General features: G+C 68.6%; 11 protein-coding genes. 10 read left to right on the top strand and 1 reads right to left on the bottom strand.

All coding sequences use genetic code 11. The features are described from left to right. Positions 1-105 precede the first annotated feature (105 nt). Positions 106-3,957, bottom strand: a complete 3,852-nt coding sequence (locus tag M4J07_RS19745; protein ID WP_255973708.1) for a GH92 family glycosyl hydrolase — start codon at positions 3,955-3,957, stop codon at positions 106-108. Positions 3,958-4,947: 990 nt separating this feature from the next. On the opposite strand from M4J07_RS19745, the gene ngcE reads away from it, so the two are divergent. The 10 genes from ngcE to M4J07_RS19695 all read left to right on the top strand — a co-directional run. Beyond that, on the top strand, positions 4,948-6,354 hold the full coding sequence (gene ngcE / locus M4J07_RS19740; RefSeq protein WP_255973706.1) for an N-acetylglucosamine/diacetylchitobiose ABC transporter substrate-binding protein: 1,407 nt from the start codon (positions 4,948-4,950) through the stop codon (positions 6,352-6,354). 7 nt (positions 6,355-6,361) lie between these two features. Continuing rightward, positions 6,362-7,408 carry a carbohydrate ABC transporter permease gene (locus M4J07_RS19735; protein ID WP_255973704.1) on the top strand — a complete coding sequence of 349 codons (1,047 nt, stop codon included), beginning with the start codon at positions 6,362-6,364 and terminating at the stop codon, positions 7,406-7,408. Further along, entirely contained in the window at positions 7,405-8,313 is a 909-nt protein-coding gene (locus M4J07_RS19730) for a carbohydrate ABC transporter permease (RefSeq protein ID WP_255973702.1), read from the top strand. The genes M4J07_RS19735 and M4J07_RS19730 overlap by 4 nt, the downstream gene beginning before the upstream one ends. Before the next feature lie 238 nt (positions 8,314-8,551). Then, positions 8,552-9,751, top strand: a complete 1,200-nt coding sequence (locus M4J07_RS19725) for an ROK family transcriptional regulator (protein ID WP_255973700.1) — start codon at positions 8,552-8,554, stop codon at positions 9,749-9,751. A 133-nt stretch (positions 9,752-9,884) separates the two neighbouring features. Then, positions 9,885-10,997: a sugar ABC transporter substrate-binding protein gene (locus M4J07_RS19720; RefSeq protein WP_255973751.1), complete on the top strand. Its 1,113-nt coding sequence runs from the start codon at positions 9,885-9,887 to the stop codon at positions 10,995-10,997. 193 nt (positions 10,998-11,190) lie between these two features. Then, entirely contained in the window at positions 11,191-11,982 is a 792-nt protein-coding gene (locus tag M4J07_RS19715) for an ATP-binding cassette domain-containing protein (protein ID WP_255973698.1), read from the top strand. After that, positions 11,979-13,268 carry a sugar ABC transporter permease gene (locus tag M4J07_RS19710; RefSeq protein WP_255973696.1) on the top strand — a complete coding sequence of 430 codons (1,290 nt, stop codon included), beginning with the start codon at positions 11,979-11,981 and terminating at the stop codon, positions 13,266-13,268. The genes M4J07_RS19715 and M4J07_RS19710 overlap by 4 nt, the downstream gene beginning before the upstream one ends. Positions 13,269-13,470: 202 nt before the next feature. Continuing rightward, positions 13,471-15,393: a 1-deoxy-D-xylulose-5-phosphate synthase gene (gene dxs / locus M4J07_RS19705; RefSeq protein WP_255973694.1), complete on the top strand. Its 1,923-nt coding sequence runs from the start codon at positions 13,471-13,473 to the stop codon at positions 15,391-15,393. Positions 15,394-15,519: 126 nt separating this feature from the next. Continuing rightward, positions 15,520-17,052 carry an amino acid permease gene (locus tag M4J07_RS19700; RefSeq protein ID WP_255973692.1) on the top strand — a complete coding sequence of 511 codons (1,533 nt, stop codon included), beginning with the start codon at positions 15,520-15,522 and terminating at the stop codon, positions 17,050-17,052. A gap of 83 nt (positions 17,053-17,135) precedes the next feature. Further along, a partial coding sequence (locus M4J07_RS19695; RefSeq protein WP_255973690.1) for an ArnT family glycosyltransferase occupies positions 17,136-18,341 on the top strand: 1,206 nt, incomplete at its 3' end.

The raw sequence follows: 18,341 nt of genomic DNA, 5'->3' as shown, positions 1-18,341 counted from the left end.
CGCGGGCCTGGCAGGACGCGGAAGTGGCCCGCCACCGCGCCCGGACGCGCGACGGGCGGGCGTGAACTCTCCACGCCCGCCGGTCACTTCACCCTCAGGTGCGGATCACGACAGCAGCTCCACCTCCGCCACCGTCGCCGCCCCGCCCGCGAACACCAGCCGGTAGTGCCGGTACGAACCGGGGGACGGGACCGAGAAGGCCCTGGTCTGCTGGTTCCACGTGAAGGACTCGCCGGACCGCTCGTCGAGCGTCTGCCACGTCGAACCGTCGTCCGACGCCTCCAGCTTCCAGCCCGTCGGCGCCTTCGCGGCCTCGGCCGACGTCAGCGTGTACTGGACGGCCTTCGCGCCGTCCGCACCGACCGGCAGGTCCACCGGCTCCGACGGACTCGCGCTCGTCGCCGAGGAGTTGTCGAACAGCGGGCCGGAGCCCGTGATCGCGTCCTTGCGCGGCGACGGCACCTTGTCGTCCTTCGTGATGGACGTCGGCGCCGCGTCCTTGCCCGTGCCCCACTTCGACGGCTTGTCGCCCATCGCGAACTCGATGACCCCGCCCTTGGCGACGACCGAGTGGGGGAGCGACGTCTTCGACCACGTGCGGCCGTTGACCTTCACGCCCTGGACGTAGATGTTCTTGGCGCTGTTCTTCGGCGCCTTGACCACCAGGTCCTTGCCGTTCTCCAGGTGCAGCGTCACCTTCGTGAACTGCGGGGAGCCGATGGCGTACTCGCCGCTGCCCATGACGAGCGGGTAGAAGCCCATCGAGGAGAACAGGTACCAGGCCGACTGCTCGCCGTTGTCCTCGTCGCCGTGGTAGCCCTGGCCGATCTCGCTGCCCGTGTACAGGCGCGACAGCACCTCGCGGACCTTCTCCTGCGTCTTCCACGGCTGGCCCGCCGCGTCGTACATGTACGTGATGTGGTGCGCGACCTGGTTCGAGTGGCCGTACATGCCCATCCGTACGTCCCGCGCCTCCGTCATCTCGTGGATGACGCCACCGTACGAACCGGCCACCTCGCTCGTCGCCGTCTCGGGCGTCGAGAAGAACGTGTCCAGCTTCTTGGCCAGGCCGTCCTTGCCGCCGTACAGGTTGGCGAGGCCACGGCTGTCCTGCGGGGCGGTGAAGGCGTAGCCCCAGGCGTTGGTCTCCGTGTAGTCGTAGCCCCAGATGCGCGGGTCGAAGTCGGCCGACTTCACGCGCCAGTCGCCCTTCGCGTCCTTGCCCTGGAAGAAGCCCGTACCGGCCGCCTTGTCGTCGAACATGTTGACGTAGTCACGGGCACGGTTGAGGAAGTACTCCGACTCCTCCTTGTACTGCTTCTTGCCGGTCTTCTTGTAGAGCGCCTGGCCCATCTGCGCGATGCCGTAGTCGTTCAGGTATCCCTCAAGGGCCCAGGACAGGCCCTCGTGCGTGTCCGTCGACGTGTAGCCGAGGAAGGGCGAGGTCTCCATGCCCTTGCGGCCGACGCCCGACTGCGGCGGGACCACCGTCGCGTTCTTGACCGCCGCCTTGTACGCGGACTCCACGTCGAAGTCGTCCACGCCCTTCACGTACGCGTCGGCGAACGCCACGTCCGACGACGTGCCCGTCATCAGGTCCGCGTAGCCCGGCGAGGACCAGCGGGAGATCCAGCCGCCGTCCCGGTACTGCTGCACGAACCCGTCGACCAGCTCACCGGCCTTCTTCGGCGTCAGGAGCGAGTACGCGGGCCAGGTCGTCCGGTACGTGTCCCAGAAGCCGTTGTTGACGTACGGCTTGCCCTCGACGATCTTCGCGCCGGTGTGCGTCGGGGTGTCGGGACCCGGCATCGGCGAGAACGGCGACGCGTACTTGTACGTGCCCTTGCCGTCGGCCGAACGGACCTTCTCGAAACCGGAGTTGGGGTACAGGTACAGGCGGTACAGCGACGAGTACAGCGTCGTGCGCTGGTCCTCCGTCGCGCCCTCGACCTCCACCTTCTTCATCAGCGTGTCCCACTGGGCGCGCGCCGCGTCCCGGACGTCCGTGAAGGAGCGGCTGCGCGGCAGCTCCTGCGCCAGGTTGTCCTTGGCCTGGTCGAGGCCGATGAGGGACGTCGCCAGGCGCAGGGTGACCGTGCGGTCCTTGCCCGCGTCGAACGAGAAGTGGCCCTTCACACCGGAGGACTCGGCCTCCTTCACCGGCTTGTCGAAGACGCCGTAGACGAACAGCCGGGTGGCGCCCGTCGACAGGCCCGACTTCACGTCGGAGTAGCCGGTGACGACACCGGTCTCCTTGTCGAGCGTGAGACCGCCCTGCTCGGAGACGTTGTCGAAGATCACGCTCGCGTCGTCACCGGGGTAGGTGAAGCGCAGCGCGGCCGCGTGGTCGGTGGGCGTCATCTCGGCCCGCACGCCGTTCTCGAACTTCACGCCGTAGTAGTACGGGCGGTCCGTCTCGTTCTCGTGCCGGAACGGCAGCGCGCGGCCGGCGCGCGAGGTGTCCACCGCGTCGCCCGTCGTCGCCGACGGCATCATCTGGAACGTCTGGCGGTCACCCATCCACGGACTCGGCTCGTGGCTCGCGGCCAGCGCCTCCATGGTGGGCAGGTTGTCCTTGTTGTTGTCGCGCGCGTAGTCGTACAGCCAGCTCAGCGAGCCCGCGTTGGTCACCGGCGTCCAGAAGTTGAAGCCGTGCGGGACGGCCGTCGCCGGGAAGGTGTTGCCGCGCGAGAAGCCGCCGCTGGAGTTCGTGCCGCGCGTCGTCGACGCGTAGTCGCTCAAGTGCGCCTTGGGGCGCGCCGGTGCGGCCTTGGCGAGGCTGATGTCGTCGAGCCAGCCGCGGAACTTCGCCGGGCCCTTCGGGGAGTCGTACGCGACGAGGATCCGGTCGACCGTCTTGCCGGCCGCGACCGAACCGATCCCGGACTCCACCGCGTTCCACTGGTTCACGTACAGCCGCTTGGCGGCGCCCTGGCCCTGCGGGGTCAGCAGCCCGCCGTGGGAGTCGACGGCCTTCAGGTCGCTCAGGTACGTGCCGTCGGTGAAGGCGAGGTCCACGGAGACGTTCGTGGCGTCGTAGTCGCGGTCGCCGTCCGCCATCTGCGGGAAGACCTTGTACGACAGCTCGGTGTCCTTCGCGACCGCCACGTCGACGTCGAAGACCTTGTTGTACGAGTAGGCGCGCCCGTCCGCCTTGTGCGTACCGGCGTAGCGCAGCGCGCGGACGCCGGTGAAGCCCGCGCCCGCCTTGGCCGTCGGCGAGCCGCTCGGTCCCTTGTCCACGAGCGACAGCATGTCCTCGGGCGCGGGCGCCTGCTCGTCGCCGGTCGACAGCTGGAAGTCGGCGAGCTGCGTGGCGTCGTCCGCGCCGTTGTTCGCCGTGAACTCGATCCGGAAGTGGCTGTACGCGGCCGGGCTCTTGATCTCGTACGTCTTCGTCTGGAACCGCTCGCCGAACGTCTCGCCGGAGCGGCTGTCGAGCGTCGTCCACTCCTTGCCGTCCGTCGAGCCCTTGAGGGTCCAGTCCTTCGGGTCGCGCTCGGCGTGGTCGTTGGCCGACGTCAGCGCGTACTGGGCGATCTCGACGGGGCCGTCGAGGTCGTACTCGACCCAGGCGGTCGGTGTGAAGGCCAGCCACTTGGTGCTGGACTCGCCGTCGAGGAGGTTCTCCTTGGTCTCGCCGCCGCCGGTGTTCTCGTCGCTGGCGCGGACGTCGGTGACGTGCCCGTTGACGTTCCCCGGGATGCCGCCGGTGTAGCCGCCGTCGACGCCGCTCGACCGCTTGCCGCCGTCCGGGGCGGTGTCGACGGTGTTGAGCCAGTCCGGTGCGGGCTGGCCCGCTTCGAAGGAGGAGCTGAACTCCCTTTCCGCGCCCGCCTTCCGGTCGGTCTTGGCGACCGCGGGTCCCTGGCCCGCCGCCGTGAGCACCAGCGCGGCCGCCCCCAGGGCCGCGGTGGTGCCGAGTCCGTATCTGTGTCGGCTGGATCTTCCCTGCATCGAGCCTTGCATGGGTGTGCACCCTCCCGCGGCCAAGAATCAGACAACGTTGTCAGTTCGCATTACAGGGTCCAGTAGGGCTGTAAGTGACCGGTGGTGTCAAGGGTGTTGGAGGAGCGTCCGCGAGCCCCCGGAGTGCGCGGGTCCGCGCACGCTGCCGGGGTGGGACGCCCGGCTCTCCGCGCTTCGCCGGATTTGCCGCCGGTGTCCGGAAGAGTCCCCGGAACCCTTCAACAACTGAACGGAAAATCCGGGGCGGTTCCCCCGTATAACTCTCCACCCTTTGTAGGCACTGGAGTTGGGAAGATCAACATCGCCCGTGGTGCGGCTTATTTCCGGGAGGTCTCAACTCGGAAAAGACCGACACCCAAACCTGCATTCGATCTTGCCCAGCTCACAGGGAGTGGACTATACCTGTCGGCGTCCGGCCCGGAACGTACGCAAGCCGAGGTCGGGCACGGGGGACGGGGGAAATCGGCAGGGGGCGGAGCATGCGTCCCCGTATCCGTGTCCCCTCCGCGATCCCGGTCATTCGCACCACGCAGCGTCATTCGGCTCCACTCGCTCCACCACAGCTCCATTCAGCTTCACCGCTCCACCTTCGTTCCCCTCTGCGGGGCACGACACAGCACATCACCGCGGTGCCGGGGAGGATCCGGTTCACCGCCTGAGTCCTGGAGAAGGCGAGGACTTGAGCATGGGATCCACACCCGGCGTAGGCCATCGCGACCCGATCAAGCGGAGCGCCACCGGCGCTCCGGCCGCGGCGACTGCTTTTCCTGCATCGCTCAGCTGATCACCCTCGGTGCCGCCGATCGGCACCGAGACGACGGCGAAACGCCCCGGTGTGCAACTCCGCCGACATCTCAGGCGGAGACCCGCACCAGGACGCGCTCCACGAGAAGTGCGGCACGCACGGGGCCAGCCAGGCCCGGCAGCCGACCACGCAGCACACCCGTACAGATCCAATCGATCAGTGAGGATGCAGAGATGACCATTCGTGCCGGCTCTCTTGACAGGCGGACGCTCCTGCGCGGGGCGATCGCAACGGCAGCCATGGGCTCGTTCGCGGTTGCGTGTGGCTCTCCCTCCAGCAAGGACAGCAACAGCGACACCCCCAAGGGCAAGACGAGCGCCAAGAACCCGTTCGGTGTCGCCGCGAACTCCAAGGTCGACGCGGCCATCTTCGACGGCGGTTACGGCACCGACTACGTCGACTACGCCAACCAGGTCATGGGCAAGCAGGTCAAGGGCGTCACGGTGAAGGTCAAGCCGGTCGTCGACATCGCCCCCGAGCTCCAGCCCCGCTTCGTCGGCGGCAACCCGCCGGACCTCATCGACAACTCCGGTGAGGACCAGATCGGCTTCCTCGGCATTCTCGACCAGCTCGAGGAGCTCGACGACGTCTTCGAGGCCCAGAACTACGAGGGCAAGAAGATCGCCGACACGGTCTACGCCGGCGTCAAGGACCCCGGTACGTTCAAGGACAAGTTCGTCGCGCTGAACTACGTGATGACGGTCTACGGCGTCTGGTACTCCAAGACCCTGTTCGAGAAGAACGGCTGGACCCCGCCGAAGACCTGGGACGAGGCGCTCGACCTCGGCCAGAAGGCGAAGAAGAAGGGCAAGTACCTCTTCGTCCACGGCAAGGAAGCGGCGACCTACTACCAGACGCTGCTCATCGGCGGAGCGATCAAGGAGGGCGGCGACGAGGTCCGCATCGCCCTCGAGAACCTGGAGAAGGACTCCTGGTCGCACCCGGCCATCCAGGGCATCCTCAAGATCATGGAGACCATGGTCAAGGAGAAGATGTTCGTCCCCGGTGGCTCCGGCACCCAGTTCCAGAAGGCGCAGGCGATCTGGAGCAACGACCAGAAGGCGCTGCTCTACCCGACCGGTGGCTGGATCGAGAACGAGATGAAGAAGGCCACCAAGGAAGACTTCCAGATGACCGGCATCCCGGAGATGACGCTCAGCGCCAAGCCGAAGATGCCCTACGAGGCCGTGCACGCGGCCGCGGGCGAGCCGTTCATCGTGCCCAAGCAGGGCAAGAACCCGGCCGGCGGCAAGGAAGTCCTGCGGGCGATGCTGTCCAAGGACGCGGCCGCCAACTTCTCCAAGACGAAGCTGGCCCCGACCATCGTCAAGGACACCGTGCCCGCCGACGGTTACGGATCCTCCGCGCTGGTCTCGCAGTCGAAGATGCTCGCCGACGCCGGCGAGAACATCTTCACCTGGAACTTCGTCTCCGCCTACGGCATGAACACCGACATGCTGGTGCCGTGGAACTCGTTCCTCGCCGGTGACATCGACGCCAAGGCCCTGACCTCGGCCCTGCAGAAGATCTCCGACAAGATCCGGGAAGACGACTCCGTCGACAAGATCAAGGTCAGCTAGCACTGCGATGAAAGACACGACCACCATCTCCGACACCGCGAGCAGCCGGCCCGTGCCGGCCGCTCGCGGCGGGCGGCCCCGGCGCCGCAAGCTCACCTTCGACCGGGTGACGTTCTTCCTCGCGTTCCTCGGCATTCCGCTGGCCATCTTCGTGACCTTCGTCCTGATCCCCTTCGGGCAGGCGATCTTCTGGGCGATGACCGACTGGCGCGGCTTCAGTCCGGACTACAACTTCATCGGCTTCGACAACTTCACCAAGATGTTCCAGGACGACGTCTTCCTGAAGGCGCTGCGCAACGTCGCGCTGCTGGCGGTCTGCGTGCCGCTGGTGACGTTGACGCTCGCCCTCGGGGTCGCGGTGGCCATCACCCTGGGCGGGCCCAGCAAGGGCCCCGTCCGGGGCATCAAGGGAGCGTCGTTCTACCGGATCATCTCGTTCTTCCCCTACGTCGTGCCGGCGATCATCGTCGGCCTGATCTGGGCGCAGATGTACGACCCGAACGCCGGCCTGCTCAAGAGCCTGCTCCCCAAGCTCGGTCTCGACTCCTGGCTGGGCGAGTCGGCGAGCGCGATGCCCGCCTTGATGTTCGTCATCGTCTGGGGGCTCGTCGGGTTCTACGCGGTGCTCTTCATCGCCGCGATCAAGGGAGTTCCCGGCGAGCTGTACGAGGCGGCCAAGATCGACGGAGCCGGCCGGTTCCGGACGACGATCTCGATCACCCTGCCGGCGATCCGGGACAGCGTGCAGACGGCGTACATCTACCTGGGCATCGCCGCACTGGACTCGTTCGTCTACGTACAGGCGATGCTGCCGAACGGCGGACCGAACAACGGCACCCTGACGATCAGTCAGCGGCTGTTCAACGTCGCTTTCGCCAAGCAGCAGTTCGGCTACGCCACCGCGATGGGCGTCGTCCTCGCCGTCGTCACCCTGGTGTTCGCGGCGCTGGTGTTCCTCGTCAACCGGCTGACGGGCGGCGGCGAGAACGACGGCAAGAAGAAGGCACGCGGGGCGAAGGCTCGGCGTGCCGGAGCCATGGGAGGTGCCCGGTGAGCGCCATAGCCGCCGACCGTGAGTCGGCCAGTGACCGCAAGCCGGCGAGGGACCGGAAGCTGACGCGCGCCGTCGCGAGCAGCGACCGCAGGTTCGCGGCGATCGCGCACACCATGCTGATCCTGTGGTCCGTGATCGTGCTGGTGCCCATGCTGTGGGTGCTGGTCTCGTCGTTCAAGTCGACCAGCGAGATCCTGTCGTCGCCTTTCGCGCTGCCGGATCACTGGCGGGTCGAGAACTACGCGAACGCGTGGACCGACGCGAACATCGGGAAGTACTTCCTGAATTCGGTGATCGTCGTTGTCTCCGCGCTGTTCCTGGTGATGCTGCTGGGCGCGATGTGCGCCTACATCCTGGCCCGGTTCGAATTCCCCGGGCGCCGGCTCATCTACTACGTGATGCTCGCCGGGCTGACCTTCCCCGTCTTCCTGGCGATCGTGCCGCTCTTCTTCCAGCTGCAGAACTTCGGGCTGCTGAACACGCGTCCGGGACTGATCCTGACCTATGTCGCGTTCGCGCTGCCGTTCACGATGTTCTTCCTCTATTCGTTCTTCCGGTCACTGCCGCACGACGTCTACGAGGCCGCGTTGATCGACGGCGCCGGGGACTGGCGGGCGTTCTTCCAGGTGATGCTGCCGATGGCGCGGCCGGGCATGGCGGCCGTGGCGATCTTCAATTTCCTGGGGCTGTGGAACCAGTTCCTGCTGCCGGTGGCGCTCAACACGGACCAGGACAAATGGGTGCTGACGCAGGGAATGGCCGCCTACGCGTCCTCGCAGGTCTACGACATCGACTACGGCGCACTGTTCGCGGCGATCGTGGTCACGGTCGTGCCCGTGCTGGTCGTCTACGTCATCTTCCAGCGCCGGATCGCGGGCTCGGTGTCGCAGGGCACCTTCCGCTGACGCCCGTCGGCGCGTAGTCGCTGCTTCACCCGTTGCGCACAGGGGTCCGGCCCCGGAGAGCACTCTCTCCGGGGCCGGACCCCTGTGCGTACCGCCGGTAGTCCCGGCTGGACACGGCCTGGAACCGATTTCTGTCAAGGGCTTGACGCCACTGGGCGGTTCGGCGGAGTTTGGAGTTCATAACTTGTACAAGGTTCGGTCACCCTGGGTGACGCGGACCACGGATAAGGGTGGGTCAATGGAGACTCCGGGGTCGCAGTCGTCGCTGCACCGGGCCAATCTGGAGCGGGTCGTACGCGCCGTGCGGCTCGCCGGTTCGCTCACGCAGGCGGAGATCGCGAGGACGACGGGCCTGTCCGCGGCGACGGTCTCCAACATCGTCCGGGAGCTCAAGGACGGCGGGACCGTCGAGGTCACGCCCACCTCGGCCGGTGGCCGCCGGGCCCGCAGCGTGTCGCTGAGCGGCGACGCCGGCATCGTGATCGGCGTCGACTTCGGCCACACCCACCTGCGGGTGGCGATCGGCAACCTGGCGCACCAGGTGCTCGCCGAGGAGTCCGAGCCGCTCGACGTGGACGCGAGCGCCGCGCAGGGCTTCGACCGGGCGGAGGAGCTGGTCGAGCGCCTCGTCGCGGCCACCGGGGTCGACCGGTCCAAGGTCGCGGGCGTGGGGCTCGGCGTGCCGGGGCCCATCGACGTGGAGAGCGGCACCCTCGGGTCGACGTCGATCCTGCCGGGCTGGACCGGCACCAAGCCCGCCGAGGAGCTCGGCCGCCGCCTGGGCGTCCCCGTGCACGTCGACAACGACGCGAACCTGGGCGCGCTCGGCGAGCTCGTCTGGGGCAGCGGGCGGGGCGTCAAGGACCTCGCGTACATCAAGGTCGCCAGCGGTGTCGGCGCCGGTCTGGTGATCTCGGGGAAGATCTACCGGGGCCCGGGCGGCACGGCGGGGGAGATCGGGCACATCACCCTCGACGAATCGGGCCCTGTGTGCCGCTGCGGCAACCGCGGCTGCCTGGAGACCTTCACGGCGGCCCGGTACGTCCTGCCCCTGCTCCAGTCCTCCCACGGCACCGATCTGACCATGGAGGGCGTCGTGCGGCTCGCCAGGGACGGCGATCCGGGCTGCCGCAGGGTGATCGCGGACGTGGGCCGGCACATCGGCTCCGGCGTCGCGAACCTGTGCAACTTGCTGAACCCCAGCCGGGTCGTCCTCGGGGGTGATCTGGCGGAGGCCGGAGAGCTGGTCCTGGGGCCCATCAGGGAGTCCGTGAGCCGTTACGCGATCCCCAGTGCCGCCCGTCAACTCTCCGTCCTTCCAGGGGCGTTGGGCGGCCGCGCCGAGGTGCTCGGGGCGCTCGCCCTGGCCCTCAGCGAGATGGGCGATTCGACCCTTTTGGACGGATCTGTTCCCGCTCCTACACCTGCCTTCACTTAGAGAACGCATGACACCGTTGCCATCTCGTTAAGGATTTACTCCTTGACGCTGGGGTTGCGGCCGAGTTGACTTCCAGCCACCTCGGCCGCAACGACGCGGCCTCGTCAGGGAGGTTTGTGAAGTGAACACGCGTATGCGTCGTGCCGCCATTGCGTTCTGTGCCACCGGTATGGCTGTCTCGCTCGCCGCCTGCGGCTCCGCCAAGGAGTCCGGCGACAAGGGCGGCGACAAGGAGAGCTCCGCGAAGAAGGGCGACGCGATCACCGTCGGCCTGCTGCTGCCGGAGAACCAGACCGCCCGCTACGAGAAGTTCGACAAGCCGATCATCTCGAAGCAGATATCCACGCTGACCAACGGCAAGGGCAAGGTCGAGTACCTCAACGCCAAGCAGGACGCGACCCTCCAGTCGCAGCAGATCGACACGATGATCACCAAGAAGGTCGACGTGCTGATCCTGGACGCGGTCGACTACAAGGCCGTCGCCAGCGGTGTGAAGAAGGCCAAGGACGCGGGCATCCCGGTCGTCGCGTACGACCGCCTCGCGCAGGGCCCGATCGCCGCCTACACCTCCTTCGACAACCAGGAGGTCGGCAAGACGCAGGGTGAGGCCCTGCTGAAGGCCATGGGCTCGGACGCCAAGGCCAGCAGCAAGATCGTCATGATGAACGGCGCGATCACCGACCCGAACGCCGCCGACTTCAAGAAGGGCGCCCTCTCCGTCCTCAAGGGCAAGGTGGACATCGCCAAGTCCTACGACACCAAGGAGTGGAAGCCGGAGAACGCCAACTCCAACATGGAGGCCGCGATCTCGGCGATCGGCAAGGACAAGATCAAGGGCGTCTACTCCGCCAACGACGGCATGGCGGGCGGCATCATCACCGCGCTCAAGAGCGCGGGCCTGAGCAAGATCCCGCCGGTCACCGGCCAGGACGCCGAGCTCGCCGGCGTGCAGCGCATCGTCACCGGCGACCAGAACATGAGCGTGTTCAAGTCGTACCCGCAGGAGGCCGAGACCGTCGCCAAGATGGCCGTCTCGATCGCCAAGACCGGCAAGCTCGACAGCTCCATCGCCACGGGCACCGTCGACAGCGACACCGACAAGGCCATCCCCGCGGTCATCGTCCCGGTCGTCTCCCTGACCCAGGACAACATCAAGGACACGGTCGTCAAGGAGGGTTACTACACCCTCGACGAGATCTGCGCCGGCAAGTACAAGGCGGCCTGCGACAAGATCGGTCTGAAGTAACACCTCCAGGGGCAACTCCCCTCTCCCGCACGGGACTTGCGCACCGCCTCCGGTAGCGCTCCTGTGTAAGCACGTCCGGCGCCCCGCCGCCGACAGCCCCGCAAGCTCAACGGCGGGGCGCCGGACGGAACACCCCCCTCAGTCTTCTCTCTGTTCAACCTCCCGCCGGGTCAGGCCTTTGGCGGCGAAGGAGATGGTTCACGTGTCCGCTACGCCCGTGCTGGCGTTGCGCGGGGTCTCCAAGCGATTCGGTGCCGTGCAGGCGCTCACCGACGTAGAGCTTGAAGTCCACGCTGGTGAGGTGGTCGCCCTGGTCGGCGACAACGGCGCCGGAAAGTCCACGCTCGTCAAGACGATCGCCGGCGTGCACCCCATCGATGACGGTGTCATCGAGTGGGACGGCAAGGCCGTCGCGGTCAACAAGCCGCACGACGCCCAGAACCTGGGCATCGCGACCGTCTACCAGGACCTCGCGCTGTGCGACAACATCGATGTCGTCGGCAACCTGTTCCTGGGCCGCGAGATCAAGCGGCGCGGCGTCCTCGACGAGGTCGAGATGGAGCGTCGCTCGCGCCAGCTGCTCGAGACCCTGTCGATCCGCATCCCCAGCGTGCGCATCCCGATCGCCTCGCTCTCCGGCGGTCAGCGCCAGGTCGTGGCCATCGCCCGCTCCATGCTCGGCGAGCCCAAGCTGGTCATCCTCGACGAGCCCACCGCGGCCCTCGGCGTCGAGCAGACCGCACAGGTCCTCGACCTCGTCGAGCGGCTGCGCGAGCGCGGGCACGCGGTCATCCTCATCAGCCACAACATGGCCGATGTGAAGGCCGTCGCCGACAAGGTCGCCGTGCTGCGCCTCGGCCGCAACAACGGCGTGTTCGAGGTCAAGACGACCTCCCAGGAAGAGATCATCTCCGCCATCACCGGTGCCACGGACAACGCCGTGACCCGTCGTGCGGCGCGCACCAACGCGGAGGCTCAGAAGTGAGCATCGAAAAGACCGACAAGCCGCAGACCGCCGTCGACGCCGCCCCCGCCGCGGCGGGCGCGTCCGTGACCGCCGTCGACCCCCGGCTCCTCGTCCGCGAGCAGGGCTTCGCGGGGTACGTGAGCGAGTTCAAGCGCAAGATCAAGGGCGGCGACCTCGGGGCCATCCCCGTCGTCATCGGCCTGATCGTCATCTGCGCGATCTTCCAGAGCCTCAACTCGGCGTTCCTGGGCGCGGAGAACCTGAACAACATCTTCGTCGCCATGGTGGCCACGGGCATGATGTCGGTCGGCATCATCTTCGTGCTGCTGCTCGGCGAGATCGACCTGTCGGTCGGCTCCGTCTCCGGCGTCTCCTCCGCCATCACCGCGGTACTCAGCGTCACGCACGGCGTCAACGAGTGGGTCGCCGTCCTGGCCTCGCTCGCCGCCGGCGCGGTCATCGGCGCCCTGCACGGCTTCTTCTTCGCCCGGATCGGCGCGCCCGCGTTCGCCGTGACCCTGGCGGGCCTGCTGTTCTGGAACGGCTTCATGCTCCAGATCCTGGGCTCCAACGGCACGATCAACATCGACAGCGACGGCGTGGTCGGCAAGCTGACCAGCTACTACTTCTCCGACGTCGCCGCCGCGTACGCCCTGGCCGTCGTCGCGATCCTCGGCTACTTCGTGCCGACCTTCCTCGGCAACCGCCGCCGCGAGGCCGCCGGCATCCCGTCCCGCCCGCTGAGCGACATCGTCATGCGCACGGTGCTGCTGGCCATCGCCGTCTTCGGCGTCGCGGTCATCTTCAACCAGTACAAGGGCCTGCCGCTCGCGGTGCTGCTCTTCGCGATCGTCCTGGTCGGCAGCGACTTCGTGCTGCGCCGCACCTCGTACGGCCGCAAGATCTTCGCGCTCGGCGGCAGCGTCGAGGCGTCCCGCCGTGCCGGTATCAACGTCACCGCGGTCCGCGTCTCGGTCTTCGCCGTCGCGGGTCTGTTCGCGGCGGTCGGCGGCCTCTTCTGGGCCTCCAAGATCGCGGCGGCCAACCAGAGCGCCGGCGCCGGCGACCTCCTGATGAACGTCATCGCGGCGGCCGTCATCGGCGGCACGAGCCTCTTCGGCGGCCGGGGCCGCACCTGGAACGCGCTGCTCGGTGTGCTGGTCATCACGTCGATCCAGTACGGCCTCGCCCTCCAGGGCATCGCCACCCCGATCCAGTACATGATCACCGGCGGTGTGCTGCTCGCCACGGTCGTCATCGACTCGATCACCCGCAAGACCCAGAAGTCGGCCGGCCGCGCCTGACCGCGCCCAGCGCCACCTGACCGCTTCTGACCGGGGCCACCTGGACTGACTGTGCCCGGCGTCAACGGTGACGCCGGGCACAGTCATGCTCCGAACGCCCGGCCCGCCCGCCGCTCGCGGCGGCGGAACATTAGACTCGACGAGCCCGGCAAGCTCGAACAGCTCAACCAGCTACTCACAGCTCTACTGCAAGGAGGCACGGGTGCCGCTGCTGACCCGCATCACGGGACCGCGCGATCTGGACCGGCTCAGCCTGGAGCAGCTGGACCAGCTGGCAGGAGAGATCCGGACCTTCCTTGTCGACGCCGTTTCCAAGACCGGCGGCCACCTCGGCCCCAACCTGGGCGTCGTCGAGCTGACGATCGCCCTGCACCGCGTCTTCGAGTCGCCCAAGGACAAGGTCCTGTGGGACACCGGCCACCAGTCCTACGTGCACAAGCTGCTCACCGGCCGCCAGGACTTCTCCCGGCTGAAGATGAAGGGCGGCCTGTCCGGCTACCCCTCGCAGGCCGAGTCCGACCATGACGTGATCGAGAACTCGCACGCCTCCACCGTCCTCGGCTGGGCCGACGGCCTGGCGAAGGCGAACGAGATCCAGGACCGGGACGACCACGTCGTCGCGGTCATCGGTGACGGCGCCCTCACCGGCGGCATGGCCTGGGAGGCGCTGAACAACATCGCCGCCGCCAAGGACCGCCCCCTGGTCATCGTGGTCAACGACAACGAGCGCTCGTACGCGCCCACGATCGGCGGCCTCGCCAACCACCTGGCGACCCTGCGCACCACCGACGGCTACGAGCGCTTCCTGGCCCGCGGCAAGGACCTCCTGGAGCGCACCCCGGTCGTCGGCAAGCCCCTCTACGAGACGCTGCACGGCGCCAAGAAGGGCCTCAAGGACTTCATCGCGCCGCAGGGCATGTTCGAGGACCTCGGCCTGAAGTACGTCGGCCCGATCGACGGCCACGACATCGAGGCCCTGGAGTCCGCGCTGACCCGCGCCAAGCGGTTCGGCGGCCCGGTCATCGTGCACTGCCTCACCGAGAAGGGCCGCGGCTACACCCCGGCCCTCCAGGACGAGGCCGACCGCTTCCACGGCATCGGTCCGATCCACCCCGACACCGGCCTGCCGATCAAGGCGTCCGGCGCCGACTGGACCTCCGTCTTCGGCGACGAGATGGTCCAGCTGGGCAAGGAGCGCGAGGACATCGTCGCCATCACGGCGGCCATGCTGCAGCCGGTCGGCCTGAAGAAGTTCGCCGACGCCTTCCCCGAGCGCGTCTACGACGTCGGCATCGCCGAGCAGCACGGCGCCACGTCGGCCGCGGGCCTGGCCGCCGGCGGCCTGCACCCGGTCTTCGCCGTCTACGCGACGTTCCTCAACCGCGCCTTCGACCAGCTCCTGATGGACGTGGCCCTGCACAAGTGCGGCGTCACCTTCGTCCTGGACCGGGCCGGCGTCACCGGCACCGACGGCGCCTCGCACAACGGCATGTGGGACATGTCGATCCTCCAGGTCGTCCCCGGCATCCGGATCGCCGCCCCGCGCGACGCCGACCAGGTCCGCGCCCAGCTGCGCGAGGCCGTGCAGGTCGACGACGCCCCGACCGTCGTCCGCTACTCCAAGGGCGCCGTCGGCCCCGCCGTCGAGGCGGTCGGCACCGTCGGCGGCATGGACGTGCTCCGTGAGCCGGGCACGGACACTCCGGACGTCCTCCTGGTCTCGGTCGGCGCCCTCGCGCCGATGTGCCTGGAGATCGCCGACCTGCTGGACAAGCAGGGCATCACCACGACCGTCGTCGACCCCCGCTGGGTCAAGCCGGTCGACGAGGCGATGGCCCCGCTCGCCGAGCGCCACCGCGTCGTCGTGACGGTCGAGGACAACTCCCGGGTGGGCGGCGTCGGTTCGGCGATCGCCCAGGCCCTGCGCGACGCGGGCGTCGACGTCCCGCTGCGCGACTTCGGCATCCCGCCGCGCTTCCTCGACCACGCCTCCCGCAAGGAGGTCATGGCGGAGATCGGTCTGACGTCCCCCGACATCGCCCGCCAGGTCACCGGCCTGGTGGCGAAGCTGGACGGCCGCCTGGAGCGCTCCGCGGCCCAGGAGATGGAGTCGGCCCGCGACTGAGAGGGGGGCCGGACTCACCCAACGGGTGGGTCCGACCGGCCCCATTCGCGTGAACCTGCAGGACTGACCGGCACGCCGGAGGCTACTCGTCTCGATCATGTCGAGGACGACGAAGCCAACGGAGGTATGCCGGTGACCACCCAGCCAGACACGGGCCAGGGACGGAGCCGCAACGGCCTGTTCCGGACCAAGTCCATCGAGCAGTCCATCAAGGACACCGAGGAGCCGGAGCACCGGCTCAAGAAGTCCCTCTCGGCCCTCGACCTGACGGTCTTCGGCGTCGGCGTCGTCATCGGCTCCGGCATCTTCGTCATCACCGGTACGGCCGCCACCGAGTACGCGGGCCCGGCCGTCACCCTCTCCTTCGCCGTCGCCGCCGTCGTGTGCGCGCTCGCCGCCCTGTGCTACGCGGAGTTCGCGTCGACGGTGCCGGTCGCCGGATCCGCGTACACCTTCGCCTTCGCCTCGCTGGGCGAGTTCCCCGCCTGGATCATCGGCTGGGACCTGATCCTGGAACTCGCCCTGGGCTGCGCCACGGTCGCCGTCGGCTGGGCGGGCTACGTCCAGTCGCTGCTCGACAGCTGGGGCGTCCCGCTGCCCGCGGCGCTGCAGGGCCCCGGCTCGGGACAGAGCGGCTTCAGCTTCAACATCGCCGCGTTCCTGCTGGTGCTCGCCGTGATGACGGTCGTCGTCATCGGCATGAAGCTGTCGGCCTGGGTCACCTCCGTGGTGGTCGCGATCAAGGTCACCGTCGTCCTCATCGTGATCGCGGTCGGCGCCTTCTTCATCAACGGCTCCAACTACTCCCCGTTCATCCCGCCGAGCAAGCCGACCGAGGGCGGCTCGGGCCTGAGCAGGACTCTCCTCGAAGCCATCGCGGGCTTCACCCCGTCCAGCTTCGGCGTGATGGGCATCTTCACCGCCGCGGCCGTCGTCTTCTTCGCCTACATCGGCTTCGACGTCGTCGCCACCGCCGCCGAGGAGACCCGCAACCCGCAGAAGGACGTCCCCCGCGGCATCCTCGGCTCCCTCGCCATCTGCACCGTGCTGTACTGCGCCGTCGCGGTCGTCGTCACCGGCATGGAGAACTACAAGGACCTCGACCCGAGCGCCCCGCTCGCCGAGGCCTTCAAGTCCGTCGGCCACCCCTTCTGGGCGGGCGTCATCTCGTTCGGCGCGGTCGTCGGCCTGACCGTCGTCTGCATGATCCTGCTGCTCGGCCAGAGCCGGGTCTTCTTCGCGATGAGCCGCGACGGACTGCTGCCGCCGGTGTTCAGCGCCGTGCACCCCCGGTTCCGCACGCCGTACCGCTCCACGATCATCCTGGGCGTCCTCACCGCGCTGGTCGCCGGCTTCATCTCCCTGGAGGAACTCTCCAAGCTGGTCAACATCGGCACGCTCTTCGCGTTCGTCGTCGTCGCGCTCGGCGTCATGATCCTGCGCCGCACCCGCCCCGAGCTGCCGCGCGGCTTCAAGGCGCCGTGGGTGCCGGTCCTGCCCGTCGCCTCCGTGGCCTGCTCGGTCTGGCTGATGCTCAACCTGTCGGTGGAGACCTGGCTGCGGTTCGCGATCTGGATGGTCGTCGGCGTCGTCATCTACTTCGTGTACGGGCGTGGCCACAGCCGCGCGGCGGCCGCCGCACGGGGCAACTCCCGGTAATCGTCACCGCTGTCACCCGGCTTTCACCCGGCCCCGTATGTCCCGCTTCGACGGGAACTGCGGGGCCGGATAGTTTGACGCCCATGCTCACCGAGGCACCGCCGTCACTACCGTACGTATCCGGGAACCGCCGTAGCGCCTCGGCCCGCAGACCGCCCGCCCCGCACTACTGGCGCCGCCTCGTCCCGCTCCTCGCCCTGCTCGCCTGCCTGACGCGCGTCCCGTCCTTCGCCCACCCGCTGTGGAACCCGGACGAGGGCTATCTCGCCGTCCAGGCACGGATGTTGGCGCACGGCGGCACGCTCTACGAGACCGTCGTCGACCGCAAGCCACCGCTCGTGCCCTGGCTGTACGAGGCCGCGTTCGCGGTCTTCGGCTCCGGCTCGCTCACCCCGCTGCGGGTGGCCGCGATCGCCGCGCAGCTCGGCACCGCCGTCCTGCTCGCCTCGATCGCCCGCCGCCGCTGGACCGACGCGGCCGGCCGCACCGCCGGGGTCCTGTACCTCCTGGCCTCCGTCGGGCTCAACCCGGAGGACGCGCAGGCCGCGACGTTCGAGGTGTTCATGCTGCCGTGGACCGCGGCGGCGCTGTGGTGCGCGGACCGGCGCCGCTGGGGGTGGTGCGGGGTCGCGGTCGCCGGGGCGTTCCTGGCCAAGCAGACCGGGGGAGCGGTGCTGCTCCCCGTCGCCTGGCTGCTGTGGCGCGGCGGAGCACCGCGAACGGACGTGCTGCGGTGCGCGGTTGGGGTGGCGCTGCCGGTCCTCGCGGCGGCACTCGCCACGAACCCGGCGGGCTTCCTGTTCTGGACGGTGACGGGCTCCGGCGCCTACGCCTCCTTCACCGGCTCCGAACTCCACGTACTGGTGAGGGGGTTGACGAACGCGGCGATCCTCGCGGTGGCCTGCGCGGGCATCCTGCCGCCGATCGTGCGGGTGCTGCGGCTGGCCCGCACCGGATCGGCCGAACTCTGGCTGTGGCTGGGCGCGTCAGCGGTCGCGGTCCTGGCCGGCTTCCACTTCTTCGGCCACTACTACCTCCAACTCATCCCGCCCCTGGCCCTGTTGGCCACGGCGTCGCTGCAGATCCTGCCGCGCGAACGCCTGCTGGACGCCCTGCTCGCCTCGGCCTGCGCCTGCGCCCTCTTCCTGGCCTGGGGCCTGCTCGCTCCCCGCCCCGAGCTCGGCCACGCCCGGCACGTCGCGGCAGCGGTCCATGCCCGCACGGCCCCGGACGACCGCGTCCTGGTCTGGGGCATGCACCCCGAGACGTACTGGCTGGCGGACCGCGCA

It is taken from the genome of Streptomyces longispororuber (assembly GCF_024448165.1).
Classification (GTDB): Bacteria; Actinomycetota; Actinomycetes; order Streptomycetales; family Streptomycetaceae; genus Streptomyces; species Streptomyces longispororuber_A.
This window is presented reverse-complemented; position numbering and strand designations above follow the sequence as displayed.